We start from the raw sequence: 25,924 nt of genomic DNA, 5'->3' as shown, positions 1-25,924 counted from the left end.
TCAGTGGTGGGCGCTACCGTCTGTGCTGTGACCGAGCCAGCCGACAGCAACGACGTCCCGACGGAGGTGCGCGAGCGCCACGCCACGCTCTCGCAGGAGGTCGAGGACCACCGCCAGCGGTACTACTTCGCCACGCCCACCGTCAGCGACGCCGAGTTCGACCAGCTCATGCGCGAGCTGGAGGGCATCGAGCAGCAGTACACGTCGCTGCGCACCCCCGACTCCCCGACGCAGAAGGTGGGGGCGCCGGTGGCCGAGCCGGGGGCGGGCGTCGAGGCGTCCTGGCCGCCGGTCGAGCATCTCGAGCGCATGCTGAGCCTCGACAACGCGTTCTCCTCCGACGACATCGCCGAGTGGGCCGCGCGGGTCGAGCGCGAGGTCGGCACCGGCGCGCGGTACCTGTGCGAGCCGAAGGTCGACGGCCTGGCGGTCGACATCGTCTACCGCGACGGCCGGCTGGCCACGCTCGCCACCCGCGGCGACGGCCGCACCGGCGAGGACATCACCTACAACGCGCAGTTCGTCGACGCCATCCCGAACGAGCTGACCGGCACCGACGAGTACCCGGTGCCGTCCGTGGTCGAGATCCGCGGCGAGGCGGTCTTCCCGACGGCCGAGTTCGAGGCGGTCAACGCCGAGCGGGCCGACCTCGGGCTGCCGTTGTTCGCCAACGCCCGCAACTCCGGCGCCGGCGTGCTCCGTCAGCGCATGGACCGCCGCCGCGAGAAGCTCGACGCCGCCAAGGCCAAGGCCGACGCCGCCGGGAACGAGGGCCGCTCGCAGGTGGCGTACGAGCGCGTCCTCGAGGAGTACGAGCGGGCCCGGCGCAACCTCAACCGCATGATCCTGGTCTGCCATGGCATCGGCCGGCGCGACGGCTTCGACATCCGGTTCCAGTCCGAGGCGTACGAGGCGCTGCGCGCGTGGGGCCTGCCGGCCAGCGACCGCCCGCAGGTCGTCCCCGACCTCGAGGCCGTCCAGGGCTACATCGACCACTACGGCCAGCACCGCCACGACATCGAGTTCGAGATCGACGGCGTCGTCGTCAAGGTCGACCAGGTCGACCTCCAGCGCCAGCTCGGCTCCACGTCGCGGGCGCCGCGGTGGGCCATCGCGTTCAAGTACCCGCCCGAAGAGGTCACCACCAAGCTCGTCGACATCCGGGTCAACGTCGGGCGCACCGGCCGCGTCACCCCGTACGGCGTCATGGAGCCGGTCAAGGTGGCCGGCTCCACGGTCGAGAACGCCACCCTGCACAACGCGTCCGAGGTCAAGCGCAAGGGCGTGCTCATCGGCGACACCGTCGTGCTGCGCAAGGCCGGCGACGTCATCCCCGAGATCCTCGGCCCGGTGGCCGAGCTGCGCGACGGCAGCGAGCGCGAGTTCGTCATGCCCACCGAGTGCCCGGCCTGCGGCACCACGCTCGCCCCGGCCAAGGAGGGCGACGTCGACATCCGCTGCCCGAACAGCCGGTCGTGCCCGTCGCAGCTGCGCGAGCGGCTGTTCTACCTGGCCGGACGCAGCGGGTTCGACATCGAGGCCATGGGCTGGGAGGCCGGCATCGCGCTCATCGACGCCGGCGTGGTCGCCGACGAAGGCGACGTGTTCGGGCTCGACGCCGACCACCTCAAGCAGGTGCCGCTGTTCACCAACGCCGACGGCGAGCTGACGGTCAACGGCCGCCGGCTGCTGGACAACCTGGAGAAGGCCAAGCAGCAGCCGCTCTGGCGGGTACTCGTCTCGCTGTCCATCCGCCACGTCGGGCCCACGGCGGCCCGCGCGCTGGCCGGCGCGCTGCTGTCGATGGAGGCCATCAGGGCGGCGTCGGAGGAAGACCTCGCCGGCACCGACGGCGTCGGCCCCACCATCGCCGCGTCGGTGAAGGAGTGGTTCGCCGTCGACTGGCACCAGGCCATCGTCGACAAGTGGGCCGCGGCTGGTGTCCGCATGGTCGACGAGCGCGACGAGTCGACGCCGCGCACGCTCGAGGGCCTCACCATCGTCGTCACCGGGTCGCTGCAGGAGTTCTCCCGCGACGACGCCAAGGAGGCCATCCTGGCTCGCGGCGGCAAGGCGTCCGGCTCGGTGTCGAAGAAGACGTCGTTCGTGGTCGCGGGCGAGAACGCCGGCACCAAGCACGACAAGGCGGTCGAGCTGAAGGTGCCGGTGCTCGACGAGGCCGGCTTCCGGGTGCTGCTGGAGTCGGGACCCGACGAGGCCGCGAAACTGGCCCGGGTCGGCGACGGCGAGGAGACGGCCGAGGCGGCTGAGACTGTCGAGGCGGCTGAGGCGGCCGAGGCGGCCGAGGCGCAGGAGTAGGGGCGGACGCGCGAAGGGCCCGGCGAATGCCAGACCCTTCGTGTCCAGGAAGACTCGTCCGCGCCCGGAGGCGCGACACGAGCTGCTCCGTGGAACCGGAGATCGGAGTCCTCTACGCCCTGGCCGAGAACCGGCCCGCGACCGCGGCGTAGGCCTGCAGCCGCAACTTGGCGAGGTACCGGCCAGGATGGAGCCGGCTGAGGTGTCTCCGTCCGTGCTGACGACTCATGAGAGGTCCTCTCGCTACTGACGAGGTTCCACAGGGTCGTCGTACGACCGCTCGGGAACCAGACGATGTGCCGGTGCCCCGAGCGGGACTCCAGTGTTGAGTTGTCCCTCCATGATCGTTCCGTCCTGATGGACGGTCAAGGGGGTTCCCCGTATGCGCCGTTTACCCGGTTTCACCTGCGGATACAGGTTCACGAAAAAAGTCCGTGCCGGGGTCTGGCGCGAGGGGCGTCCGCTCATGCATCCTTGCGTCGATAAGGCACATCTCGCCGCAGAAACACCCGGTGGTCACACCATCGTCCGTGCCACCTCTGCGCCCGTCCCGGAGTGAGGTTCCCATGACCTCTTTCGCTGAGCATGTGGCTCCAGCGGCGGAGCTCTTTCCGGTCGCGGCCCCGTGGCCGCGCCGGCTCGGAGCGGCCAAGACCTCCTACATCACCCGGCACGTCATCGATCTCGTGCCGTCCGGCGACGAGCTGGTGCTGGCGCCGGCGACCATCCCGGCGGCCGGCGACGTCATCCTGGCGCGGGTCGAGTCGATCGGCGCGCACGACTGGATCGAACGCCCCGACGGCCGCAAGGCGCGGCTGTTCGCGGGCGACGAGATCATCGTCGCGTACGGCGCGCGGTATGCCACCGACGCCTACGAGGGTGCCGTGCCAGATGATCCGGGGCCGGCAACGACCGCTGGCATCTCGTCGACGCCGGCGGCGCGCCGGTGCTCGACTTCACCGACGCCGGGTTCCCGTCGACCCACCTCGTGGCGCCAGACGACCTCGTCGCGACGTACTTCGGGCTGCTGTCCGCGGTCGCGGCGGCCGAGCCCGACACGGTGGTCATCGAGATCGCCGACGGCGTCGCGCACGTCGAGACCGCGCGGCTGCTCGCCGACCCCGCCGTGCGGGCGACGCTCAGCGGTGTCCTGTTCGCGGCCGGCGACGCGCTCGGCGCCCTGTCCGGGGTGAACCTGCTGCGCTCGTGGCACCTGCGGGTCGCCGCCGTCACGGGCAAGATCACGTCGTCGCCGCTGGCCGCCCGCGAGGCCGCGCCCTGGTCGACGTCCCCGTCGTCACCACCAGCGAGCTCATGGACCCGGCCGTCGCCGCCACCCTCGTGTCGCTGGGTTCGGAGGCCGCCTGACCTCGCGCTCGTGGTCGTTGAGATCCGCGACCACCTCCACCGTCCCGTCCACAGCCCTCACGACTTCGCCGAGTTGTCCACAATCAGCCCGAGCGCGGTGGCGACCGGCCCGATCCGGCCGCTAGCGTCGCAGGCATGGATCTGAAGGACGAAGCAGAAGTGCTGCTGCGGCGGCTGGTCGGCAACGACGCGGCCGAGTTCCGCGACGGCCAGTGGGACGCCGTGCGCGACCTGGTGGAACACCGTCGTCGCGTGCTCGTCGTGCAGCGCACCGGCTGGGGCAAGTCGGCGGTCTACTTCGTCGCGACGGGTCTGCAGCGAGCGCGTGGCGCCGGCCCGACCGTCATCGTGTCGCCGCTGCTGGCGCTCATGCGCGACCAGGTGGCCGCGGCGGGCCGGGCCGGGGTGCGCGCCGTCACCATCAACTCCGCCAACGCCGACGAGTGGGGTGAGGTCGCCAAACAGCTCGCCGACGACGCCGTCGACGTCCTGCTGGTCAGTCCCGAGCGGCTGAACAACCCGCGCTTCCGCGAGGAACAGCTGCCCACGCTGGCGGCCGGTTCCGGGCTGATCGTGGTCGACGAGGCGCACTGCATCTCCGACTGGGGCCACGACTTCCGCCCCGACTACCGCCGCATCCGCGACCTCCTCGGCACGCTTCCGGCCGGCACCCCGGTGCTGGCGACCACGGCGACGGCGAATGCCCGCGTCGTCGCCGACGTCGCCGAACAGCTGGGCGCCGGGGGAGCCGAGGTCACCACCATCCGCGGCTCGCTGGCGCGCGAGAGCCTGCGCTTGGGCGTGCTCTCGCTCGACGACGCCGAGCATCGGCTGGCCTGGCTGTCCGCGCAGCTCGGCGAGCTGCCCGGCAGCGGCATCGTCTACACGCTGACGGTGTCCGCGGCGGAGGACACCGCGGCGCTGCTGCGCGAGGCGGGCCACCACGTCATCGCCTACACCGGCCGCACCGACCCCGCCGACCGCGTCGAGGCCGAGCGCGCGCTGCTGAACAACGAGGTCAAGGCCCTGGTGGCAACGAGCGCTCTGGGCATGGGGTTCGACAAACCCGACCTCGGCTTCGTCGTCCACCTCGGCGCGCCGTCGTCGCCGGTCGCGTACTACCAGCAGGTCGGCCGCGCGGGCCGGGCCACCGAGCGGGCCGACGTGCTGCTGCTCCCGGCCGCCGAAGACCAAGCCATCTGGCAGTACTTCGCCACCGTCTCGATGCCGCGGCAGGATCAGGCGGCGTCGGTCATCCGGACGCTGTCGGCCACCGGCGACGCCATGTCCACGGCGGCGCTCGAGACCGTCGTCGACGTCCGGCGGACGCGGCTGGAGCTGCTGCTCAAGGTGCTCGACGTCGATGGCGCGGTGCAGCGGGTCCGCGGCGGCTGGCAGGCGACCGGGCAGGACTGGATCTACGACGCCGAACGGTACGAGCGGGTCGCCGCGTCCCGCGACGCCGAGGCCCGATCGATGCTCGCCTACCAGCGCGGCGCGCAGTGCCGCATGGCGTTCCTGCAGGCCGCGCTGGACGACCCGAGCGCCGCGCCGTGCGGCCGCTGCGACGTCTGTGCCGGGCCCTGGTTCACCGACGAGGTCCCGGCCGCCGCCCGGGCGGCGGCGCGCACCACGCTGGCGCGGGCCGGCGTGCTGCTCGAGCCGCGGGTTCAGTGGCCATCCGGCATGAGCCGGCTGGGCGTCGACGTCAAGGGCAAGATCGGCCCCGACGAGCGCCTCGAACCGGGTCGCGTGGTCGCCCGGCTCACCGACCTCGGCTGGGGCCAGCGGCTGCGGTCCCTGCTCGACGCCGACGACGCCCCGGCGCCCGAGCCGCTGCTGGCGGCCTGTGTCGACGTGCTGCGCGAGTGGCACTGGGACCGCCGCCCCGATGCCGTCATCACGGTGCCGTCGCGGCGGCATCCGCAGCTGATCGGCTCGGTCGGCCGCTACCTGGCGTCGGTCGGCCGGCTGACGGATCTCGGCGAGCTGGAGGCGACCGGCGCCGGTCCCGCCGAGGGCACGGAGTCGGGCGGCAACAGCGCCTTCCGGCTGGCGTCGATCTGGGACTCCTGGCGCGTCGGCCCCGCTGCCCGCGAGTCCCTGGCGGCGCTCGGCCCCGATCCGGTCGTCCTCCTCCTCGACGACCTCGCCGACTCGCGCTGGACCATCACCGTCGCCGGACGGGAGGTGCGCCACGCCGGAGCAGCACAGGTACTGCCGTTCGCCCTCGCCAGCGTGGGATGAGCGGGTGAGCGGCGAGCCGCGAGCGGTGGGCCGTAGACCGTGAGTGGTGGGCCGTGAGCGGTGGGCCGTGGCCGGTGAGCGGTGAGCCGTGAGCAGTGAGCCGTGGCCGGTGAGCGGCGAGCGGTGGGCCGTGCGGGCATCGCGTCCTGGTCTGGCGTTGCGTCCTGGTCTGACGTCGCGTTGTCGAGGCCGAATGGCGCGTTCGGCGTGACGAGCAACCAGGACGTGACGAGAGACCAGGACGCGACGGGGAACCAGGCCGCGACCGGGGACCAGGCCGCAACACGGGGAACTAGACGTGGGCCGGTCAGCCGGTGGCGGCGTCGTCCGCGGAGTCCATGGCAGGCACGGAGCCCAGGACGGGCGCGGTGCGGCGGATCACCTGGGCCAGCGCCACCAGGTGCACCAGCCGGGCCAGCTCGGAGTCGAGGATGCGCGGCCCGCCGTCGCGGCCGTAGACGATGGCCTGGCCGGTGTCGTCGACCGGGACGCCCACCGCGACGACGTCCTGCCAGGGTTCGGGGGCGTCGGGGCCGATGGCGATGCGGGTCGGTTCGGTGAGGGGCAGCCAGGGCGCCTCGTAGCCGTCGTCCTCGGGGGCGCCGCCGCTGGCGCGCTGCACCTTCAGCGTCGAGCCGGCGGCCGGGAGCAGCAGGCCCCAGCCGGAGCGGAAGATGCCGGGAACGAGGTCGAGCAGGATCTCCTCGGCGCGGTCGGGCTCGTCCGTCATCGCCTCGACGGCCTCGAGGTCGCGGTGCAGGCTGGCGCCCGGGCTGTAGTGGCCGATGAACTCCACCGTCACGTCGGGCACCGTCCGGCAGGCCGTCACCAGCGAGTCCGGCAGCCGCCCGCCCGGCAGGTCGACCAGGAAGTCATCGACGACGAAGCCGTCGCCGCGGTTCTCGACGACGTCGACACCGACGATGTCACCGCCGGCGGCGCCGACGGCCGTCGCGACGGCTCCGAGGGAACCGGGACGGTCCGGTACGACCACACGCATGAGAAACGACACCCGCACAGAGTGACACAGATCCTGTCACGACCGTGTTGCCGCCGGGACCGGCGTCAGTGCTCGGACCGCAGCCACGCCAGCACGGCCAGCACCCGCCGATGGTCGTCGTCGGACGGGGGGAGGTCGAGCTTGGTGAGGATCGACGAGATGTGCTTCTCGACCGCGCCCTGCGTGACGACCAGCAGCCGCGCGATGGCGACGTTCGTCCGGCCCTCCGCCATCAGCGCCAGCACCTCGCGCTCCCGCGCCGTCAACGTCTGCAGCGGGTCGCGACGGCGCCGCGCGAACAGCTGCGCCACGACCTCCGGGTCCAGCACGGTCCCGCCGGACGCCACCCGCTCCAGCGCGTCGGACAGGTCGGCCAGCGCCGACACCCGGTCCTTCAGCAGGTAACCGACCCCGCCCGCGCCGTCGGCCAACAGGTCACCCGCGTACGACTCCTCGACGTACTGCGACAACACCAGCACGCCGGTCCCGGGCACCGCCGACCGCGCCGACAACGCCGCCCGCAGCCCTTCGTCGGTGAACGTCGGCGGCATGCGGACATCGACGATCGCGACGTCGGGGCGGTGCTCCTGCACCGACCGCACCAGCGTTTCGCCGTCGCCGACGGCGTCGACCACGTCGGCTCCGGCCTCGCCCAGCAGGCGGACGAGTCCTTCACGTAGCAGCAGGGAGTCCTCGGCAAGTACGACGCGCACCCGCACAGCATGCCAGGTCTGTCCACGGCCCGATCCACAGCGCCTCGCGGGTGTCCTGCGGCGGACCTAGAGTCACCCGGCCGGGACCGTGCGTGGTGCGGTGGTCAGGAGGCGTGCCGTGCCTTGCGGTCCTGGTCGTCGACGTTCTTGACCTGGGCGCCGGGGGCCTGTCCGACGGTCTCCAGTGGCTCGTCGGCGCGCGACTCGACCGCCTCGATCAGCTTGAGGTCGGCTTGGGTGTGCAGGATGGCCGCCTCGATGGTGAGGGCCGCGAGCGCGTCGTGCTGGTGGGTGCGCCGGCTGGTGCGCAGTGTCTGCAGTTCGGCCAGCCGCGCGTCGTGCTGGATGCGGCAGACCTCGCGGATGGCGTCGGGACCGCGCCGGCCGGCGGCGAGCACCTTGAGGATGAAGTCGTCGCGGTAGCCCGACGTGCGCGTGGTGGGCGTCGCCAGCCATTCGTCGAGGTCGCTGCGCCCGGCCGACGTGATGAGGTAGACGGTTCGGTCGGGCCGGGAGTCCTGCGGGACGGTGTGCGAGCTGACCATGCCGTCGCGATGCAGCCGGTCGAGGATCTGATACACGTGGCCGATGTTCAGCCCACCCCACTGGGGTCCGACGGCCTTCTCGAAGTTCGCCTTGAGCTCATACCCGTAGCTGGGTCCGTCGGCCAGCAGGGCGAGAACGGCATGCTGAAGCGGCACACTCACACTGTAAGGGTGAACTGCTCGTTCCATCGACATTCGCGTGACGTAATCCGTGGTCGTGGCGACTGTCATGTCACCGCGCAGCGCCTCGGAGCAGGTCGGAGACCGGTTCGACGGTCCGGGACACGCCGTGGCGGGCGCCGTCCGGGACACGTGGGGGTTGCGCGGTGGTGAGAGAATCAGCCCTGGCCGTTTGTCGTGCCGAGCCGAAGGTCATGATGATCAGATGAGACGGCAGGGTCCCAGCGACGCTGCGGACGTCCGGTCGGGCGGACACGACCGGTTCCCGGGTGCGCCCATCTCGCTGCACGACGTCACCCGCTTCTACCGCCAGGGCGGCGCGCAGGTGCCCGCACTCGTCGACGTCACGCTCGATGTCCGCGCCGGCGAGACGGTCGCCGTCGTCGGCCCGTCGGGGTCCGGCAAGTCGACACTGCTGCACGTCATCGGCGGCATCGACCGGCCCGACTCCGGCACCGTCATGGTCGGCGGCACCCGGGTCGAGCAGTTGTCGCGGCGCGCGGCGGCGGCGTTCCGGCGCGGCGTCGGCTTCGTCTTCCAGCACTACCATCTGCTGCCGCAGCTGAGCGCGCTCGACAACGTCGTGGTGCCGCTGATGCCGATCCAGGTCGACTTCGACCGGCACGAGCGGGCCCGTGAACTGCTCGACGCGGTCGGGCTCGGCGACCGCGCCGCCGCCCGCGTCGCCGATCTCTCCGGCGGAGAGCAGCAGCGGGTGGCGATCGCCCGCGCGCTGGTCGCCCGGCCGAAGCTGCTGCTGGCCGACGAGCCCACCGGCGCGCTGGACTCCCGCACCGGCGACGAGGTGCTCGACCTGCTGGCGCAGGTGCAGGCCGACCACGGGATGACGCTGGTCCTGGCGACGCACGAGGCGGCGGTCGCGGCCCAGTGCTCGCGGCTGATCAGCCTGCGCGACGGCATGGTCGTCGCCGACCACGCGCTGTGGGATCCGCAGCCGGACGAGACACTGCGCCGGGCGACCGGTCTCGGCTGAGCATGCGCCGGTACCGCGTGGCGTCACGTTCACCGTCCCGCCTGCCGCGCCGCGGGGGGCCGTCCGGTGCCGCCGCCCGCTGACCGAGCCCTCGGCCGGACCCTCCGCAGACTCCGACGCCGCGGCGGGAACGGCCCGGCCGGCGTCGCGCCGCTGGTGTGGGCCCAGCTGCGCGCCCACTGGGGCCGCGCGCTGGCGCTCGGCCTCGGCGTCGTCGCGGCGACGTCGGTGTTCACCGTGCTCACCGGCGCGTCGGAGGTCGAACGGCTGGAGCTGCGCGGCGTGGTCGCCGCCGCGCCGAGCCCGTACCACATCCTCGTCCGTCCGCCCGGCACCCGCAGCGACCTCGAGGCCGAGCGCGGCCTCGTCCGCCCCTACCAGCTGTCCGGCCAGTTCGGCGGCATCTCGATGGCCTACTACGACGCCATCCGCGCGCTCGGCGGCGTCGAGGTGGCGGCGCCGGTGGCGATGGTCGGCTACGTCATGAAGGCGACGCAGGTCGCGATCGACGTCGGGCCGCGGACGGACGCCGGCCGTGAGCTGCTGGTCGCCGACGTCGCCTACCTCAGCGACCGCGGGCTGACCCGGATCGAGCAGCCGTCCGCCTCGTACTCCTACGTCACCCCGAACACCGTCGCGGTGCTCGGCCAGCCCAACGAGAGCGGCGAGCCGTACGGCGAGGCCGAGACGATGCCGGACGGCTCCACCGTGGTGGTCTGCCCCTACCGCCAGTTCGGCGGCGGCATCGCCGACTCGCCGGCCGCCGCGGCGCGCGAGCGCAGCCGCAAGTGCTGGACCACCCGCCCCGGGGGTGACCCCGTCACCCGCACCCTGCAGGCGCCGCAGCGGCGCACCGTCATGCTCGAGTGGTCGTTCCCGGTGCTGGTCGCCGCGGTCGACCCCGCGCAGGAGGCCGCGCTCGGCGGCGACGACGTGCCGGCGTCGCTGCGGGCGCTGGCCGGCCCCGCGCCCGCCACCGGCGCCGGCAGCCGGCCGGTCCCGGTCGTCGTGGCGGCACAGCCGCATGTCGACGCGCAGGCCGAGGTGACGGTGCGGCGGCTGCCCGATGACGCGGCCGCACGGTTCGCCGCGGGCCTGCGGCTGGCCCAGATCGACGGGCTGCTCGCGACGCCCGGCCCGGTGGTCGCCACCGAGACCGTCACCGCCGACCGCGCCTACCAGGAGCTGATCGGGCAGGCGACGGAGAGCCCGGTCGACATCTTCGTCGACAGCTTCTGGACGACCGAGCCGACGGCCTACGACGTCGGCGCCGGCGGGGTGCTGAAGCCGCGCACCGTCGACAACCCGCGGGACGCCTGGCGCTCATCGGTGCGGGTCGAGGGCTACGTGCCGACGCCGCCGCTCGCCGCCGACACCGGGTTCCGCGAGGTCCGCCCGCACCCCGGCTCGGCGAACTCGCAGGCCGGCGACCTGCCGCAGCTGGGCATCGTCGGCGTCTTCGAGCCCAGCGACTTCGAGGCCGCCGGGTTCGACGGCGCCAGCGGCCTGCCCGCGGCCGACGCACGCAGCACGGCGCTGCTCGGCGGCCGCACGCTGCTCCCGTCCGGCAGCCCGGCCGCCTACCACCTGGGCCCGCCGACGGCGTTCATGCGGCTGTCCGACCTCGACACGTTCACGGGGTCGGGCATCGAGCTGGCCGACCCGGAGGCGCCGATCAGCGCGATCCGGGTCCAGGTCGCCGGCGTCACCGGCGTCAGCCCGGTCGAGCGCGAACGGGTCCGGCTGGTGGCCGACCAGATCCGCCGCACCACCGGCCTCGACGTCGACATCGTCCTCGGCAGCACCGCCACCGAGCAGACCGTCGAGCTGCCGCCCGGCGCACACGGCCGCCCGGGCCTGGCGGTCGCCGAGACCTGGATGCAACAGGGCGTCGTCGCCGCCGTCATGCAGGCCGTCGACCACAAGAGCGTGGCGCTGTTCGTGCTGGTCCTGGCCGTGAGCACCTTGTTCGTCGCGAACGTGTCGGCCGCGTCGGCGCGGTCGCGGCGGGGCGAGCTGGCGGTGCTGAGCCGGATCGGCTGGAGCCGCGGGCTGCTGCTGCGGCTGCTGCTGGCCGAGGTGCTGCTGGTCGGCGGCGCCGCGGGGATCGCCGGCGCGCTGGTCGCGGTGGCGACCGGCTGGATCACCGGCCTGGAGGTGACGCTGACGCGCGCCCTTGTCGCCGTGCCGGTGGCGGTGTTCGTCGCGCTGGTGGCCGCGGCGTGGCCGGCGTGGCGGGCGTCGAAGCCGTCAATCACGGGGATGCAGCAGTCGCGGCTGCGGCCCGGCCAGCGGTCGCCGGTCGTGCGCGGGGTGCGGTCGCTGGCGGTGGCCAACGTGGTCCGCTCACCCGGGCGGACCGGGCTCGGCGTGCTCGCGGTGGCCCTCGGGTGCGCCGCGCTGACGGCCCTGCTCGGCATCACGCTGGCGTTCAACGGCGCCGTCGTCGGGTCGGTGCTGGGCGACGCGGTCTCCGTGCGGGCCCGCGAGATCGACTACGTCGCGGTGCTGGTGACGATCCTGCTGTCCAGCATCGCGGTCGCCGACGTCGTGTTCCTCAACGTGCGCGACCGCCGGGCCGAGCTCGCCGTTCTCCAGGCCGTCGGCTGGGGCGACGGGCGGGTGCGCCGGGTGGTGCTGGCCGAGGCCGCGCTGATCGGCTGCACCGGCGCCGTCTGCGGCACCGTCGCCGGGCTGGCCATCGCCGCCGGACTGGCCGGTGACCTGCGCGCCGAGCTCCTGGCGGCCGCCGCGATGACGGTGGCCGGCGGCACCCTGGTCCCGGTGCTGGCCAGCCTGGTCCCGGTCGCCGCGCTGCGCCGCATGACCGTCGCGTCCACGCTGACTCGCGACGCCTGACTCGGAGCTCCGGCGGACAAATTTTCCGCGTCAACGGTGCAGGTGAGAGGGCAGATCGAGGTCACTTGTACGTCTCTACTACAGACTGTGGACGTTTCGGTAGGTCACCATAGGGGCGTGGCGATCGATGAACGGACCACCACACGGACCCGGCGGCGTGCGATGTTCGGCAGCACGCGCCGGGTCGTCGGTCTGCTGGCCGTGCTCGCGATCCTGGTGGTCGTGGGCTTCCTCATCGTGCCCTCGGTGCTGCCCAACCTGATCACGTCCATGCGCCGCAACCCGTACGTCCCGCTGCTGGTCGCGATGTTCTGGATCATGGCGACGATGGCGGCCATCGCCGGCAAGCGGGCCATCGCCTCCGGCTACCTGACGTGGTCCGGCGCGGCCACGGCGCACATCGGCGGCACCGTCGCCAACCGGGTCGTCCCGGCCGGCGTCGGCGCGGCCGGGGTGTTCGTCGCGGCATTGCATCGCGGCGGCGCCTCGAACACGGCGGCCGCGGGCGTCGTGGCGCTGTGGGCGGTGGCGGGTGCGCTGGCGCACGGGTCCGGCCTGCTGCTCGGCGTCGCCTGGCTGCGCGAGGGCTGGAGCGGGCTGCTCACCGTCATCGTGGTGGCGACGGTGCTGGTGTTCGCGGTGCGCTTCCTGGTCCGCCGGCTGGCGGCGCGGCGGGCCGCCAGGCGGGCCGACCGCCCCGTCACCGCGTCCGTCACGACCCTGCCGCCGAGCCGTCAGACCAAGCTGCAGCGGTTGCGGGCCACCGTGCACGACGTCGTCGCCGCCGTCCGGGCCCGGCCGGTGCTGGCGCTGGCCGCGCTGGGCGCCCAGTTGACCGCCGCGGCCTGCCTGGCCACCGGCTTCGCGCTGGCCGCGGTCGGTTTCGGTGTCGAGATCAGCATCGGCGTCGGCATGGCCGCGTACCTCGCCGGCACCGCGCTGTCGGCCGCCACCCCGACCCCGGCCGGCATCGGCTCGGCCGAGACCGCGCTGATCGGCGCGCTCATGCTGGCCGGCGCCGGGCTCGGCGAGGCGCTGCCCGTCGTCTTCCTGTTCCGCGCCGTCGTGCTGGTCGCGCCGGTGCTCGCGGCGGCCCTCATGGGGGCGGCCTGGGTGGTCGTCCGGCTGCTGGCCGCGGCCCGCGACCGGCGCCGTACCGCCCGGACGCCGCGGCCGCACGTGCCGCACGCCCTGCTGCCCGCCGTCGTCCTGGCCATCGAGCCCGATCCGACCCCGGACGCCGCCACCCCCTGAGTCAGTCGGCGACCGGCAGGGGGAGCTCGGCCGACACCGTCGTGCCGGCGCCGGGCGGGCTGGCGACGTCGAACCGCCCGTCCACCCCGGCCAGCCGGTCCGCCAGCCCGGCGAGGCCGTGGCCCTTGCCCTGGTGCGCCCCGCCCCGGCCGTCGTCGGTGACCTGGACGTGCAGGGCGTCGCCGGCGCGGAGCACGGAGACCGAGCAGGCGGACGCGTCGGCGTGCTTGGCCACGTTGGTGAGCGACTCCGTCACCACGAAGTAGGCGGCGTTCTCGATCGCCGGCGGCAGCCGCTCGCCGTCGAGGAGGTCGATGTCGAGGGTGGTGGGGACGGGACAGCGGACGGTGGCGGCGGCCAGGGCGGCGGGCAGGCCGCGGTCGGTGAGGATGGGCGGGGCGATGCCGCGCGACACCGCACGGAGTTCGGCCAGCGCCTCCTTGGTCTGCTGCACGGCCTCCTCGACGAGCGGCCGCGCGGCCTGCGGGTCGTCGTCGAAGCGGCGCTGGGCGGACTCGAGGTCCATGGTGAGGCGGACGAGGCGCTGCTGCGGCCCGTCGTGGATGTCGCGCTCGACCCGGCGCAGCATCTCGGCCTCGGCGGCGACGACGGACTGACGGCTGCGGCTCAGCTGCTCGGTGCGGGCCCGCAGCGCCGCCGTCTCGTTCGTCAGCAGGCCCCACGCCAGCGACGACTCCAGGACGGCGACCCCGCGCAAGATGTGCGCCAGCGCCAGCGGCAGCCCGCGGAACCCGCCGCCGCCGGCGATCACCCACGACAGCGCGATCAGCGGCGACAGCCCGATGGTCAGCCCCAGCCACACCATCGTGACCGACCAGGTGAACACCCGCACCGGCAGGATCAGCACGCAGTAGAGCCAGTCGCGCCACGACTGCCGGTCGCGCAGCACCTCCAGTACGCGGGACAGCCCGCGCTCGGTCGCCGGCTGGTAGTACACCGGCCCGACCTCGCGCCGCTCCATCAGGCCGACCCGGGCCCGCTCGGCCCGGGCGAAGCCGCGCGCCGTCAGCAGCATCGCCATCAGGATGATCAGGCCGACGAAGGCCAGCACGATCAGCCCGATGCCGAGGAAGAACCCGACCACCATCAGCGTGAACGAGGCGATGGCGATGGGCAGGCCCGGCAGCAGGTAGCCGAGGTCACGGCCGATCTGCCGCCAGGTCACCCGGGGCCGGGGCGCGTCGTCACTCATCGGGCGGTGCTCGGGGCCGGGATGGGCAGCTCGGCGCTGACGGTGGTGCCGCCGGCGGGCGGGCTGACGACGTCGAGGCGGCCGTCGACACCGGCGAGGCGGTCGGCGAGACCGGCCAGGCCGTGGCCCTTGCCGAGGTGCGCGCCGCCGCGGCCGTCGTCGGCGATCTGGACGTGCAGGACGTCGTCGACCCGGACGACCGAGACCGCGCACCGCGACGCCTGCGAGTGCTTCGCCACGTTCGTCAGCGACTCGGTCACGACGAAGTAGGCGGCGTTCTCGATGGCCGACGGCAGCCGCTCGGCGAGGTCGGGGCCGACGTCGAGGGTGGTCGGGACGGGGCACCGGGCGGTCGCCGCGGCGAGGGCGGCCGCCAGGCCGCGGTCGGTGAGGATGGGCGGGGCGATGCCGCGGGAGACGGCGCGCAGCTCGGCCAGCGCCTCCTTGGTCTGCGTGACGGCGCCCTCGAGCAGCGGCCGCGCGGCGTCGGGGTCGTCGTCGAAGCGGCGCTGGGCGGACTCGAGATCCATGGTGAGCCGGACGAGGCGCTGCTGCGGGCCGTCGTGGATGTCGCGCTCGACCCGGCGCAGGGTGTCGGCCTCGGCCTGCACGACCGCCGTGCGGCTGCGGCTCAGTTCGTCGGCGCGGGCCCGCAGCGCCGCGTTCTCGTTCGTCAGCATGGCCCAGACCAGCGACGACTCGGTGAGCGCGAACGCGCGCAGCAGGTACGGCAGCGTGACCAGGAAGACCAGGCCGATGCCGGTGTTCAGCGCGACGTCGGCGAACCGGCTGCTGCCGAGGCCGATCAGCTCGGAGAGCGTCTCGTTCTCGGCGTCGTCGCGTGGCAGCGACCACTCCCACAGGACGTACGTGGTGCCACCCAGCGCGGCGGCCGTCCACGCGATGGTCATGCTCCAGGTGAAGCAGCGGATCGGCAGGATGAGGATGCCGAAGCCCCACTCGCGCCAGGCCAGCGGGTCGCGAAGGTAGCTGAACAGCCGGGCCAGGCCTTTGCCGGAGGCGGGCCGGTGGTAGGCCGGGCCGACCGGGCGGTCCTCCATGAGCCCCACCCGGGCCCGCTCGGCGACGGCGAAGCCGCGGGCGGCGCCGAGCATGGCGATCCACACGATCAGCCCGAGGAACGCCAGCACGAACAGCCCGGCGCCCAGGGCGAATCCGGTCACCATGATGGTGAAGGAGGCGATGGCGATGGGGAGCCCCGGCAGCAGGTACGCGAGGTCGCGGGGGACCTGCCGCCAGCCGGCTCGCGGCCGGTCGGTGATCTGCGTGTTCATGCCTCCAGCCTTCCGTGTGCTTGCAGGGTAGACGAGCCGGACACCCGGTGAGTGCGAGGTAGGGCTGTCCCCACCCGGCCGATGAGGCGCACCGCCAGGGCCAGCGCGACGGCACAGGAGAGCAGCCACCAGGGCAGGTCCGATCGCCAGCGCGGGTCGAACGTCACCGGCGGGTCGTACCCGGCGACGCGGACGGCGACGGCAGCCACCAGCGCGACCGCGGGCAGCTGCCAGAGGTGGACGGTGACCAGCCGCGGCGCCAGCCAGGCCAGCCCGCCGGCCACCGGCGCGCCGGCCGTCCACCGGTCGATCGGCGGCCGGGCCGCCAGCGCCAGTCCCAGCTGCGCGGCGGTGCACCCGAGCAGCACCGTCGCGGACGGGACCGGCCCGGCCGCGGCGTCCGGCAACGCCGCCAGCACCAGGCCGCACGCCCCCACCGTCGCGCCCGCCGCGGCCACCATCAGCGCGTGACGCGGACGCAGCCGGTCCAGCGCCCCGGCCCGGACGAGCAGCCCGGTCTGGTACGCCGCCAGCCACACCGCCGCGACCACCGCCACCGGCGACCCGGTGAGGCCGGCCAGCACGGCCGCCGACGCCGTCGCCGCCAGCTCGGCGCCACGCCAGCGCGCGTGCAGCCGCACCAGCGCCGGCCGGAGCACCGTCAGCGCCGCTAGCGCGGCCGGCAGCCACAGCAGCCGGGCCGCGCCGTCGATCAGCGGCACCGCGACGACGGCGAACGGCAGCGCCGCCCGCGCGAGCGAGGCCGGCCCGCCGCACCCCGCGATGCCGGCCGCGAACAGCGCGAGCGGCGCCGCGAGCACGAGGGCCGCCGCGGTCGCCGTCGTCACCCGGCCGGACTGCGGGTCGGTGACCGGCAGCACCCAGTGCAGGGCGACGACGAACGCCACCGCGGCCAGGCCGAGCACGGTCGCGAACCGGGCCGGCGGGGCGGTGGAGGGCACGATCCCAGCCTGGTCGTCGCGGGCCGCCGGCACAGCGCAGCCTGCTCCCCTCTCGGGGGTGGGGACAGCCCCACCCCCACAGCGTTGATCTTGGAGTAACTGCGGAGTTCCAGGGCGAAATGCCGGATTGGTTCCGCGGTATCTCCAAGATCAACATTGCGGTGGGGCTGTCCCTACCCCCGTCGCGGCGCTAACGGGGTGTGAAGAGACCGGCCCGCAGCCGCTAAGAGGCCGCTAAGCAGGCGATGACCTGCCCTTTCAGGTGGTTGTGTACCCATGCTGGCCCCGATCGGCGGGGCCTGAGCTTCCCCCAGGGGTGTCCATGCAAGACGTCGCCTTCATCGGCCTCACGGTGCTCTTCTTCGTCGTGATGGCCCTTCTCGGTGCGGGCGTTGACCGGCTCGGCCGGCGCCACGGCGTCGACGCCGACGCGACGCAGCCGGAGGCCGGCCAGTGACCGCCGAGAACGTCGCCGGCCTGATCGTCGCCGTGCTGCTGGTCGGCTACCTGCTCGCGGCCCTGCTCTTCCCGGAGCGGTTCTGATGAGTGCCACCGCGGCGGGCCTGCTGCAGATCGTCCTGCTTCTCGTCCTGCTGGCCGTGGCGTTCCGGCCGCTGGGCGACCACATCGCGCGGGTGTTCACCTCGACGCGGCACCTCGCCGTCGAGCGCGCCTTCTACCGGATCGTGCGGGTGGACCCGGAGGCGGACCAGCGCTGGAGCACGTACCTGCTCTCGGTGCTGGGCTTCTCCGCGGTGTCGGTGCTGCTGCTGTACGCGATCCTGCGGCTGCAGGACCTGCTGCCGCTGTCGCTCGGCTTCGACGGCATGGCCCCGGACCTCGCCTTCAACACCGCGACGTCGTTCGTCGCGAACACCAACTGGCAGTCGTACGCGGGCGAGTCCACACTCGGCTACACCGCCCAGATGGCCGGCCTGACGGTGCAGAACTTCCTGTCCGCGGCGGTGGGCCTCGCGGTCGCGATCGCGCTGATCCGCGGGCTGACCCGGCGCCGCACCGACCGGCTCGGCAACTTCTGGGTCGACCTCACCCGTGCCGTCGTCCGCGTCCTGCTGCCGATCGCGTTCCTGTTCGCGCTGGTGCTGGTGGCCGGCGGTGTCGTGCAGAACCTGTCCGAGCCGCACGACGTCACCACGCTGGGCGGCGCCGTCCAGTCCCTGATCGGCGGGCCGGTGGCCTCGCAGGAGGCCATCAAGCTGCTCGGCACCAACGGCGGCGGCTTCTTCAACGCGAACTCGGCGCACCCGTTCGAGAACGCGAACGCGCTCACCAACCTGCTGGAGATCTTCCTGCTGCTGGTGATCCCGGTGGCGCTGTGCCGCACGTACGGCGTCCTGGTGAAGGACAAGCGGCAGGGCTACGCGGTGCTGGCCGCGATGGCGGTGCTCTGGGGCGCCGCGCTGGTCGCCGTCACCGCCGCCGAGGTGAACCACTCGGGGACGGTCCCGCAGGCGGCCGGCGCGTCGCTGGAGGGCAAGGAGGTCCGGTTCGACGTCTGGGCGTCGGCGCTGTTCGCGAACTCGACGACGGGGACGTCCACCGGCGCGGTCAACTCGATGCACGCCAGCTACACCGGCGCCGGCGGCGGCATGGTCATGCTCAACATGATGCTGGGCGAGGTCTCGCCCGGCGGGGTGGGCAGTGGCCTGTACGGCATGGTCGTCCTGGCCATCCTCGCCGTCTTCCTGGCCGGCCTGATGGTCGGGCGGACGCCGGAGTACCTGGGCAAGAAGATCGGCCGGTACGAGATCTCGCTGGTCGCCCTGTACATCCTGGCGATGCCGTTCGCGCTGCTCATCGGTGCGGCCATTGCATCGTCGTTCGACACCACCCGGGCGTCGCTGCTCAACGAGGGGCCGCAGGGGTTGTCCGAGATCCTGTACGCGTTCGCCTCCGGCGCGAACAACAACGGCAGCGCGTTCGCCGGGCTCTCCGCGAACACCGAGTACTACAACACCGCGCTCGGGCTGGCCATGCTGATCGGCCGGTTCACGACGATGGTGCTGGTGCTCGCGCTGGCCGGCGCCCTGGCCCGGCAGCGGCCCACCCCGGTGACCGCCGGGACGCTGCCGACGCACCGTCCGCTCTTCGTGGGCCTGCACTCGGTGACGGTGATCATCGTGGCCGGCCTGACCTTCTTCCCGGCACTGGCGCTGGGACCGATCGCCGTGGCGCTCGCATGAGCGACCCCGGATCCGAAAGGACGCACACAGTGACGACCGTCCAGGCCCCACCGGCCGGGAGCGCGCCGCGGGTCGGCGCCGGTCTCTTCGACCCTCGCCAGCTGGTGGCCTCGCTGCCCGACGCGGTCCGCAAGCTCGACCCGCGGCGGATGCTCAAGTCGCCGGTCATGTTCGTGGTCGAGATCGGCGCGGTGTTCACCACCGTGCTGGCGATCACCGACCCGAGCACGTTCTCGTGGTGGATCGCCGTCTGGCTGTGGATCACCGTGCTCTTCGCCAATCTGGCCGAGGCCGTCGCCGAGGGGCGCGGACGGGCCCAGGCGGCGACGCTGCGGGCCACCAAGCAGGAGACCCCGGCGCGGCGCCTCGTCGACGGCGTCGAGCAGGTGGTCAGCAGCTCCAGCCTGACGCTCGGCGACCTCGTCGTGGTGGAGGCGGGCGAGGTGATCCCCGGCGACGGTGACGTCGTCGAGGGCGTGGCCAGCGTCGACGAGTCGGCCATCACCGGCGAGTCGGCCCCGGTCATCCGCGAGTCCGGCGGCGACCGCAGCGCCGTCACCGGCGGCACCAAGGTGCTGTCCGACCGCATCGTCGTCGAGATCACCGCGAAGCCGGGCGAGAGCTTCGTCGACCGGATGATCGCGATGGTCGAGGGCGCGTCGCGGCAGAAGACGCCGAACGAGATCGCGCTGAACGTGCTGCTGGCCAGCCTGACCATCATCTTCCTGCTGGCGGTCGTGACGCTGCAGCCGTTCGCCGGCTACTCCGGCGGGCTGCAGTCGATGATCGTGCTGGTGGCGCTGCTGGTCTGCCTGATCCCGACGACCATCGGCGCGCTGCTGTCGGCCATCGGCATCGCCGGCATGGACCGGCTGGTGCAGCGCAACGTGCTGGCGATGTCCGGCCGGGCGGTCGAGGCCGCGGGCGACGTCAACGTGCTGCTGCTGGACAAGACCGGCACGATCACGTTCGGCAACCGGCAGGCGGTCGAGCTGCTGCCGGTCGGCGGCGTCGACGAGGCCGCGCTGGCCGACGCCGCGCAGCTGGCCAGCCTGGCCGACCAGACGCCGGAGGGCCGCTCCGTCGTCGTCCTGGCCAAGCAGCGCTACGGGCTGCGCGAGCGGCACACCGGCGAGCTGCCGGGCGCGACGTTCGTCGAGTTCACCGCGCAGACCCGGATGTCCGGCGTCGACCTCGCCGACGGCCACCAGGTCCGCAAGGGCGCCGCGGGCGCCGTCCTGGCCTGGGTCCGCGACCACGGCGGCAAGCCGGACCTCGGCGTCGACACCGTGGTCGACGGCGTCGCGGCGGCCGGCGGCACCCCGCTGGTCGTGGCGGAGCTGCGCGACGACCAGGCGCACATCCTCGGCGTCATCCACCTCGCCGACGTCGTCAAGCACGGCATGCGCGAGCGGTTCGACGAGCTGCGCGCGATGGGCATCCGCACCGTCATGGTCACCGGCGACAACCCGGTCACGGCCAAGGCCATCGCGGACCAGGCCGGCGTCGACGACTTCCTCGCCGAGGCCAAGCCCGAGGACAAGATGGCGCTGATCCGGCGCGAGCAGGGCGGCGGCCGACTGGTCGCGATGACCGGCGACGGCACCAACGACGCGCCCGCGCTGGCCCAGGCCGACGTCGGCGTCGCGATGAACACCGGCACGTCGGCGGCCAAAGAGGCCGGCAACATGGTCGACCTCGACTCCGACCCGACGAAGCTGATCGAGATCGTCGAGATCGGCAAGCAGCTGCTCATCACGCGCGGCGCGCTGACGACGTTCTCCATCGCCAACGACATCGCGAAGTACTTCGCGATCATCCCGGCGATGTTCGCGGTGGTGTACCCGCAGCTGGACGCGCTGAACATCATGCGGCTGGCGACGCCGCAGTCGGCGATCCTGTCGGCGGTCATCTTCAACGCGCTGATCATCGTCGCGCTGATCCCGCTGGCGCTGCGCGGCGTCCGGTACCGGCCGCTGTCCGCGGCGGCGATGCTGCAACGCAACGCGCTGGTGTACGGGCTGGGCGGCATCGTCGTCCCGTTCATCGGCATCAAACTCGTCGACCTGCTGGTGTCGGCGATCCCTGGAATCGGGTGAGTGGGCTGTGAATCTGAGTGGACTGGTCCGGCAGAGCTGGGCGGGGCTGCGTGTCCTGCTGCTGTTCACCGTGATCCTCGGCATCGCGTACCCGCTGGCCGTCACCGGCGTCTCACAGCTGGCCTTCGGCGACCAGGCCGACGGCTCGCTGGTGACGCACGACGGTGAGGTCGTCGGGTCGTCGTTGATCGGGCAGCCGTTCGACGGCGAGCAGTGGTTCCACCCGCGCCCGTCGGCGGCCGGCGACGGGTACGACACGCTCGCCAGCGGCGGCTCCAACCTCGGCCCGGAGAGCGCCGAGCTGCTGGCCACCGTCGAGGAGCGGCGGGCCGCCGTCGCCGAGGCGAACGGCGTCGACCCCGCGGACGTGCCGCCGGACGCCGTCACCGCGTCGGGCAGCGGGCTGGACCCGCACATCTCGCCGGCCTACGCCGGCATCCAGGTGGACCGGGTGGCGCGGGCTCGCGGCCTGGACCCGGCCGACGTCCGGGCGCTGGTCGACGAGCACACCCAGGGCCGGGTGCTCGGCTTCCTCGGCGGCGAGCGGGTCAACGTGCTCGAGCTGAACCTCGCGCTGGAGGAACGCGGCGGCTCATGACGCGTGGACGGTTGCGGGTCTACCTCGGCGCCGCCCCCGGCGTCGGGAAGACGTTCGACATGCTCTCGGAGGGGCACCGGCGCCGCTCGCGCGGCACCGACGTCGTCGCCGGGCTGGTCGAGACGCACGGCCGGCCGCACACGGCCGAGCTGCTCGACGGCATCGAGGCGATCCCGCGGCGGACGGTGACCTACCGCGGCACCGAGTTCGAGGAGATGGACCTCGGGGCGATCCTGCACCGCCGCCCCGAGGTCGCCCTCGTCGACGAGCTGGCGCACACCAACGTGCCCGGCTCGGCGAACGCGAAGCGCTGGCAGGACGTCGACGACCTGCTGGCCGCCGGCATCGACGTCATCACGACGGTCAACATCCAGCACCTGGAGTCGCTGAACGACGTCGTCGCGTCGATCACCGGCGTGCCGCAGCGCGAGACGATCCCGGACGAGGTGGTGCGCCGGGCCGACCAGATCGAGCTGGTCGACATGTCGCCGGAGGCGCTGCGCCGGCGGCTCGCGCACGGCAACGTGTACGCGGCGGAGAAGGTCGACGCGGCGCTGGCGAACTACTTCCGGGTCGGCAACCTGACGGCGCTGCGCGAGCTGGCGCTGCTCTGGCTGGCCGACCGGGTCGACGACGCGCTGGAGAAGTACCGCGTCGACGAGGGCATCGAGGCGCCGTGGCACACCCGCGAGCGCGTCGTCGTCGCGCTGACCGGCGGGCCCGAGGGCGAGACGCTGCTGCGCCGAGCCGCCCGCATCGTCAACCGCGGCGCCGGCGGCGAGCTGGTCGCCGTCCACGTGTCCCGCAGCGACGGCCTCAGCGGCGCGCCGCCGGGGGCGCTGGAGAAGCAGCGCGCGCTCGCCGAGACGCTCGGCGGGACGTTCCACCAGGTCGTCGGCGAGGACGTCGCCGAGGCGATCCTCGACTTCGCCCGCGGCGTCAACGCCGCCCTGATCGTCGTCGGCGTGAGCCGGCGGCCGCGCTGGCTGCTGTCCATGCGCGAGGGCGTCGGCGCCCGCGTCGTCCGCGAGTCCGGGCCGATCGACGTGCACGTCGTCACGCACGAGCGGGCCGGGCAGGGCACGCTGCCGCAGCGGGCCGAGGTGCTCAGCCGGAACCGGCGGGTGCTGGCCTGGGTGGCGGCGCTGGTCGGGCCGGTCGCGCTGACCGCGGTGCTGGTGGTGCTGCGCGAGATCCACGAGCTGCCGATCGACATCATGATGTTCCTGTCGCTGACGGTCGGCGTCGCGCTGATCGGCGGGCTGTGGCCGGCGGTGACGGTGGCCGTGGTCGGCAGCCTGCTGCTCAACTGGTTCCTCACCCCGCCGTACTACCGGTGGACCATCGCCGACCCGCAGAACGCGTTCGCGCTGCTGGTGTTCCTGCTGGTCGCGGTCGGGGTGGCGTCCGTCGTCGACCTCGCGGCCCGGCGGACGATCCAGGCCGCCCGGTCCAGTTCGGAGGCGGAGACGCTGAGCGCGCTGGCCGGGTCGGTGCTGCGCGGCGAGAACACCGTCCTGGCGATCCTGGAGCGGCTGCGCGAACGGTTCGGGATGGAGTCGGTGACGCTGCTGGAGCGGCACGACTCGCACGAGCGGTGGACGACGATCGAGTGCGCGGGCGGGCGGCCGTGCGCGTCGCCGGAGGAGGGCTCGTCGGAGGTGATGATCTCGGACACGCTGGCGCTCGCGTTGCGCGGGCCCGTGCTCGAGGCCGGTGACCGCCGCATGCTGGAGGCGTTCGCGGCGCAGGCCACCGTCGTGCTGGACCGCGAGCGGTTGCGCGAGCGGGCCGAGGAGGCGCGCCGGCTGGAGGAGGGCGACGCGATCCGCACGGCGCTGCTGGCCGCCGTCTCGCACGACCTGCGCACCCCGCTGGCGGCGATCAAGGCCGGCGTCTCCAGCCTGCGCCAGGACGACGTCGTGTTCGACCCCGGCGACCAGGCCGAGCTGCTGGCCACGGTCGGCACGGCGACGGATTCGCTGGAGCGGCTGATCGACAACCTGCTGGACCTCTCGCGGCTGGAGACCGACACCGTCCGCCCGGTCGCGCGGCCGGCCGCGTTGGACGAGGTGGTGCCGCGGGCGGTCGGTGGAGTGCCGGTGGAGACGGTGGTGCTGGACGTGCCGGAGTCGCTGCCGCTGCTGACGACCGACGCCGGGCTGCTGGAGCGGGCGCTGGCCAACGTCGTCGAGAACGCGGTGCGCTACTCGCCCGACGGGGTCCCGGTGACGGTGTCGGCAGCGGTCATCCGGTCGGAGGTGGAGATCCGCGTCGCCGACCGCGGCCCGGGCATCGGTGAGGCGGACAAGGCGGCGATGTTCCGGCCGTTCCAGCGGCTCGGCGACAGCCCGGCCGGGACCGGCGGGTCGGTCGGGCTGGGGCTGGCGGTCGCGCGCGGCTTCGTCGAGGCGCTCGGCGGCACCCTGACGGCCGACGACACCCCCGGCGGCGGGCTGACGATGGTGCTGCGGCTGCCGCTGGAGCAGCCGTGACCGGCCCGCGCGTCCTCGTCGTCGACGACGTCCCGGCGCTGACCCGGGCGCTGGCGATCAACCTCCGGGCCCGCGGCTGGGACGTCGTCACCGCCGCCGACGGACGGGGCGCGCTGGAGGCCGCCGCCCGCCGTCACCCCGACGTCGTCGTGCTCGACCTCGGGCTGCCGGACCTGAGCGGCATCGAGGTGATCGCCGGGCTGCGCGGCTGGACCAGCGTGCCGATCATCGTGCTGTCCGCGCGGCAGGACTCCGCGGACAAGGTGCGCGCCCTCGACGCCGGCGCCGACGACTACGTCACCAAGCCGTTCGACATGGAGGAGCTGCTGGCCCGGCTGCGCGCCGCCTGGCGCCGCTCGCTGCCCGTGGCCGGCGGTGACTCCGTCGTCACCGCCGGCGAGCTCTCCATCGACCTGGCCCGGAAGAAGGTCTCCCGGGCCGGGGCCGACGTCCGCCTGACCCCCACCGAGTGGCACCTGCTGGAGGTGCTGGTGCGCAACGCCGGCACGCTGGTGTCGCGGCAGCAGCTGCTGCGGGAGGTCTGGGGTCCGGCGTACTCGAAGGAGACCGGCTACCTGCGCGTCTACACCGCGCAGCTGCGGCGCAAGCTGGAGCCCGACCCGTCACACCCGGTGCATCTCATCACCGAGCCGAGCATGGGCTACCGGTTCGAGCCGTGACGCCGTCAGCGGTGCCAGGCGGTGCAGTAGATGCGGCTGCTGTTGTCGAGGATGCAGGTGCGCCAGTACGAGCCGGCCGAGTTCGAGACGTCGGAGGTGTAGTAGCTGTAGCGGCGCAGGCCCAGCCGGGGCGTCCACGTCGACGGCCGCGAGCTGCGGGCGCGGTCCAGCCAGATCTCCCGCTCGACGAAGCCGGAGCTACCGTGCACCTTGCCCGCGCAGAAGTTCACGCTGAGCCAGCGGCCGCCGGTGTAGTTCTGCTTCTTGTAGCAACCGGCCTTCGTCTCCGCGGTCTGTGTGGTCTGGGCGGCCGTGGCGGTCGCCGCCGGGGCCGCGGCCAGCGCCGCGGTGGCGAGAACGACGGCCGCGAGGCCGGACAGCGCGCGCTTCCGGATGACGTCCTTGATGGACATGGGCTCTCCCGTGATCGATGCTCACCCCGGTGTCGAGGCGACGGTCACGATCGTGGGTCGTGGGGTGCTTCAGAATTGCTTCAGCACGTATTCACCGACGTCCGCGGTGCAACCTCGAACCTGGCAAGCGCGGGCCCGACCTGGAGCCATAGGATCGGACCCGTTCCCGACCATGGAGTCCGCCATGCCCTCGATCAGCCGCGAGGAGGTCGCGCACCTCGCGCACCTCGCTCGCCTCGACCTCGCCCCCGACGAGCTGGACCATCTGGCCGGCCAGCTCGACCAGATCCTCGGTGCGGTCGCGCAGGTCACCGAGGTCGCGGCCGACGACATCCCGCCGACGTCGCACGCGCTGCCGCTGACCAACGTGTTCCGCGCCGACGAGCCGCGCCCGTGCCTGCCCGCCGAGGCCGTCCTGGCCGCCGCGCCCGCCGCCGAGGACGGCCGGTTCCGGGTGCCGCAGATCCTTGGGGAGGAGGGGTGACC

Annotated in this window: 21 protein-coding genes; 14 read left to right on the top strand and 7 right to left on the bottom strand. The window is 73.4% G+C overall.

Annotated elements, in window-relative coordinates:
• The first annotated feature begins 27 nt into the window (after positions 1 to 27).
• The 3 genes from ligA to ACW62_RS15790 all read left to right on the top strand — a co-directional run bounded on the left by ligA (position 28) and on the right by ACW62_RS15790 (position 5,934).
• Positions 28 to 2,319: an NAD-dependent DNA ligase LigA gene (ligA, locus tag ACW62_RS15805; protein ID WP_083459810.1), complete on the top strand. Its 2,292-nt coding sequence runs from the start codon at positions 28 to 30 to the stop codon at positions 2,317 to 2,319.
• Between the two features lie 946 nt (positions 2,320 to 3,265).
• Positions 3,266 to 3,832: a hypothetical protein gene (locus ACW62_RS15795; RefSeq protein ID WP_053205070.1), complete on the top strand. Its 567-nt coding sequence runs from the start codon at positions 3,266 to 3,268 to the stop codon at positions 3,830 to 3,832.
• Positions 3,823 to 5,934: a RecQ family ATP-dependent DNA helicase gene (locus tag ACW62_RS15790; protein ID WP_053205069.1), complete on the top strand. Its 2,112-nt coding sequence runs from the start codon at positions 3,823 to 3,825 to the stop codon at positions 5,932 to 5,934. The genes ACW62_RS15795 and ACW62_RS15790 overlap by 10 nt, the downstream gene beginning before the upstream one ends.
• 307 nt (positions 5,935 to 6,241) lie before the next feature.
• Here ACW62_RS15790 and ACW62_RS15785 read toward each other — a convergent pair whose 3' ends face one another.
• The 3 genes from ACW62_RS15785 to ACW62_RS15775 form a co-directional block, all read right to left on the bottom strand.
• Positions 6,242 to 6,934 (bottom strand): ACT domain-containing protein, encoded by a 693-nt coding sequence (locus tag ACW62_RS15785; protein ID WP_053205068.1) that lies wholly within the window; start codon positions 6,932 to 6,934, stop codon positions 6,242 to 6,244.
• Positions 6,935 to 6,999: 65 nt separating this feature from the next.
• Positions 7,000 to 7,647 (bottom strand): response regulator transcription factor, encoded by a 648-nt coding sequence (locus tag ACW62_RS15780; RefSeq protein WP_053205189.1) that lies wholly within the window; start codon positions 7,645 to 7,647, stop codon positions 7,000 to 7,002.
• A gap of 104 nt (positions 7,648 to 7,751) precedes the next feature.
• Positions 7,752 to 8,354, bottom strand: coding sequence for a PadR family transcriptional regulator (locus tag ACW62_RS15775; RefSeq protein ID WP_169792065.1), 603 nt, complete (start codon positions 8,352 to 8,354; stop codon positions 7,752 to 7,754).
• A gap of 343 nt (positions 8,355 to 8,697) precedes the next feature.
• On the opposite strand from ACW62_RS15775, the gene ACW62_RS15770 reads away from it, so the two are divergent.
• From ACW62_RS15770 to ACW62_RS15760, 3 genes are all read left to right on the top strand, one after another.
• The gene (locus tag ACW62_RS15770) at positions 8,698 to 9,366 is read left to right on the top strand and encodes an ABC transporter ATP-binding protein (protein ID WP_420843597.1); all 669 of its coding nucleotides are present in this window, start codon (positions 8,698 to 8,700) and stop codon (positions 9,364 to 9,366) included.
• A gap of 66 nt (positions 9,367 to 9,432) precedes the next feature.
• Positions 9,433 to 12,225, top strand: a complete 2,793-nt coding sequence (locus ACW62_RS15765) for an FtsX-like permease family protein (RefSeq protein WP_053205066.1) — start codon at positions 9,433 to 9,435, stop codon at positions 12,223 to 12,225.
• 117 nt (positions 12,226 to 12,342) lie between these two features.
• A complete protein-coding gene (locus ACW62_RS15760) occupies positions 12,343 to 13,479 on the top strand; it encodes a lysylphosphatidylglycerol synthase transmembrane domain-containing protein (protein ID WP_157574788.1) in 1,137 nt (378 codons plus the stop codon).
• A 1-nt stretch (position 13,480) separates the two neighbouring features.
• Here the strand turns inward: ACW62_RS15760 and ACW62_RS15755 are convergent, their stop codons facing one another.
• From ACW62_RS15755 to ACW62_RS34760, 3 genes are read right to left on the bottom strand one after another with little or no spacing between them, the layout of a single operon-like run.
• Positions 13,481 to 14,692 (bottom strand): sensor histidine kinase, encoded by a 1,212-nt coding sequence (locus ACW62_RS15755; protein ID WP_083459807.1) that lies wholly within the window; start codon positions 14,690 to 14,692, stop codon positions 13,481 to 13,483.
• Positions 14,689 to 15,987, bottom strand: a complete 1,299-nt coding sequence (locus ACW62_RS34765) for a sensor histidine kinase (RefSeq protein ID WP_053205063.1) — start codon at positions 15,985 to 15,987, stop codon at positions 14,689 to 14,691. Before ACW62_RS34765 ends, ACW62_RS15755 begins: the two co-directional genes overlap by 4 nt.
• On the bottom strand, positions 15,984 to 16,949 hold the full coding sequence (locus ACW62_RS34760) for a hypothetical protein (protein WP_169792064.1): 966 nt from the start codon (positions 16,947 to 16,949) through the stop codon (positions 15,984 to 15,986). Before ACW62_RS34760 ends, ACW62_RS34765 begins: the two co-directional genes overlap by 4 nt.
• Before the next feature lie 322 nt (positions 16,950 to 17,271).
• Between ACW62_RS34760 and ACW62_RS36215 the strand changes: the two genes are divergently transcribed.
• The 7 genes from ACW62_RS36215 to ACW62_RS15720 are packed head-to-tail and all read left to right on the top strand — an operon-like array spanning position 17,272 to position 25,025.
• A complete protein-coding gene (locus ACW62_RS36215; RefSeq protein WP_276202956.1) occupies positions 17,272 to 17,406 on the top strand; it encodes a hypothetical protein in 135 nt (44 codons plus the stop codon).
• A complete protein-coding gene (gene kdpF, locus ACW62_RS33210) occupies positions 17,403 to 17,492 on the top strand; it encodes a K(+)-transporting ATPase subunit F (RefSeq protein WP_083459806.1) in 90 nt (29 codons plus the stop codon). Before ACW62_RS36215 ends, kdpF begins: the two co-directional genes overlap by 4 nt.
• Entirely contained in the window at positions 17,492 to 19,153 is a 1,662-nt protein-coding gene (gene kdpA, locus ACW62_RS15740) for a potassium-transporting ATPase subunit KdpA (protein WP_053205061.1), read from the top strand. Before kdpF ends, kdpA begins: the two co-directional genes overlap by 1 nt.
• A complete protein-coding gene (gene kdpB, locus ACW62_RS15735; protein ID WP_083459805.1) occupies positions 19,150 to 21,252 on the top strand; it encodes a potassium-transporting ATPase subunit KdpB in 2,103 nt (700 codons plus the stop codon). Before kdpA ends, kdpB begins: the two co-directional genes overlap by 4 nt.
• A gap of 7 nt (positions 21,253 to 21,259) precedes the next feature.
• Positions 21,260 to 21,850, top strand: a complete 591-nt coding sequence (gene kdpC, locus ACW62_RS15730) for a potassium-transporting ATPase subunit KdpC (protein ID WP_053205059.1) — start codon at positions 21,260 to 21,262, stop codon at positions 21,848 to 21,850.
• A complete protein-coding gene (locus tag ACW62_RS15725) occupies positions 21,847 to 24,345 on the top strand; it encodes a sensor histidine kinase (protein ID WP_053205058.1) in 2,499 nt (832 codons plus the stop codon). Before kdpC ends, ACW62_RS15725 begins: the two co-directional genes overlap by 4 nt.
• On the top strand, positions 24,342 to 25,025 hold the full coding sequence (locus tag ACW62_RS15720; RefSeq protein ID WP_053205057.1) for a response regulator: 684 nt from the start codon (positions 24,342 to 24,344) through the stop codon (positions 25,023 to 25,025). Before ACW62_RS15725 ends, ACW62_RS15720 begins: the two co-directional genes overlap by 4 nt.
• Before the next feature lie 5 nt (positions 25,026 to 25,030).
• On the opposite strand, the gene ACW62_RS15715 is transcribed toward ACW62_RS15720, so the two are convergent.
• Positions 25,031 to 25,438 carry a hypothetical protein gene (locus ACW62_RS15715; protein ID WP_053205056.1) on the bottom strand — a complete coding sequence of 136 codons (408 nt, stop codon included), beginning with the start codon at positions 25,436 to 25,438 and terminating at the stop codon, positions 25,031 to 25,033.
• Positions 25,439 to 25,622: 184 nt separating this feature from the next.
• Between ACW62_RS15715 and gatC the strand changes: the two genes are divergently transcribed.
• On the top strand, positions 25,623 to 25,922 hold the full coding sequence (gatC, locus tag ACW62_RS15710) for an Asp-tRNA(Asn)/Glu-tRNA(Gln) amidotransferase subunit GatC (RefSeq protein WP_053205187.1): 300 nt from the start codon (positions 25,623 to 25,625) through the stop codon (positions 25,920 to 25,922).
• The last annotated feature ends 2 nt before the right edge of the window (positions 25,923 to 25,924 follow it).

Source organism: Jiangella muralis (assembly GCF_001270745.1).
GTDB classification, from domain to species: Bacteria; Actinomycetota; Actinomycetes; order Jiangellales; family Jiangellaceae; genus Jiangella; species Jiangella muralis.
The sequence above is the reverse complement of the archived record's forward strand: the minus strand, read 5'-3'. Positions and strand labels throughout refer to the sequence as shown.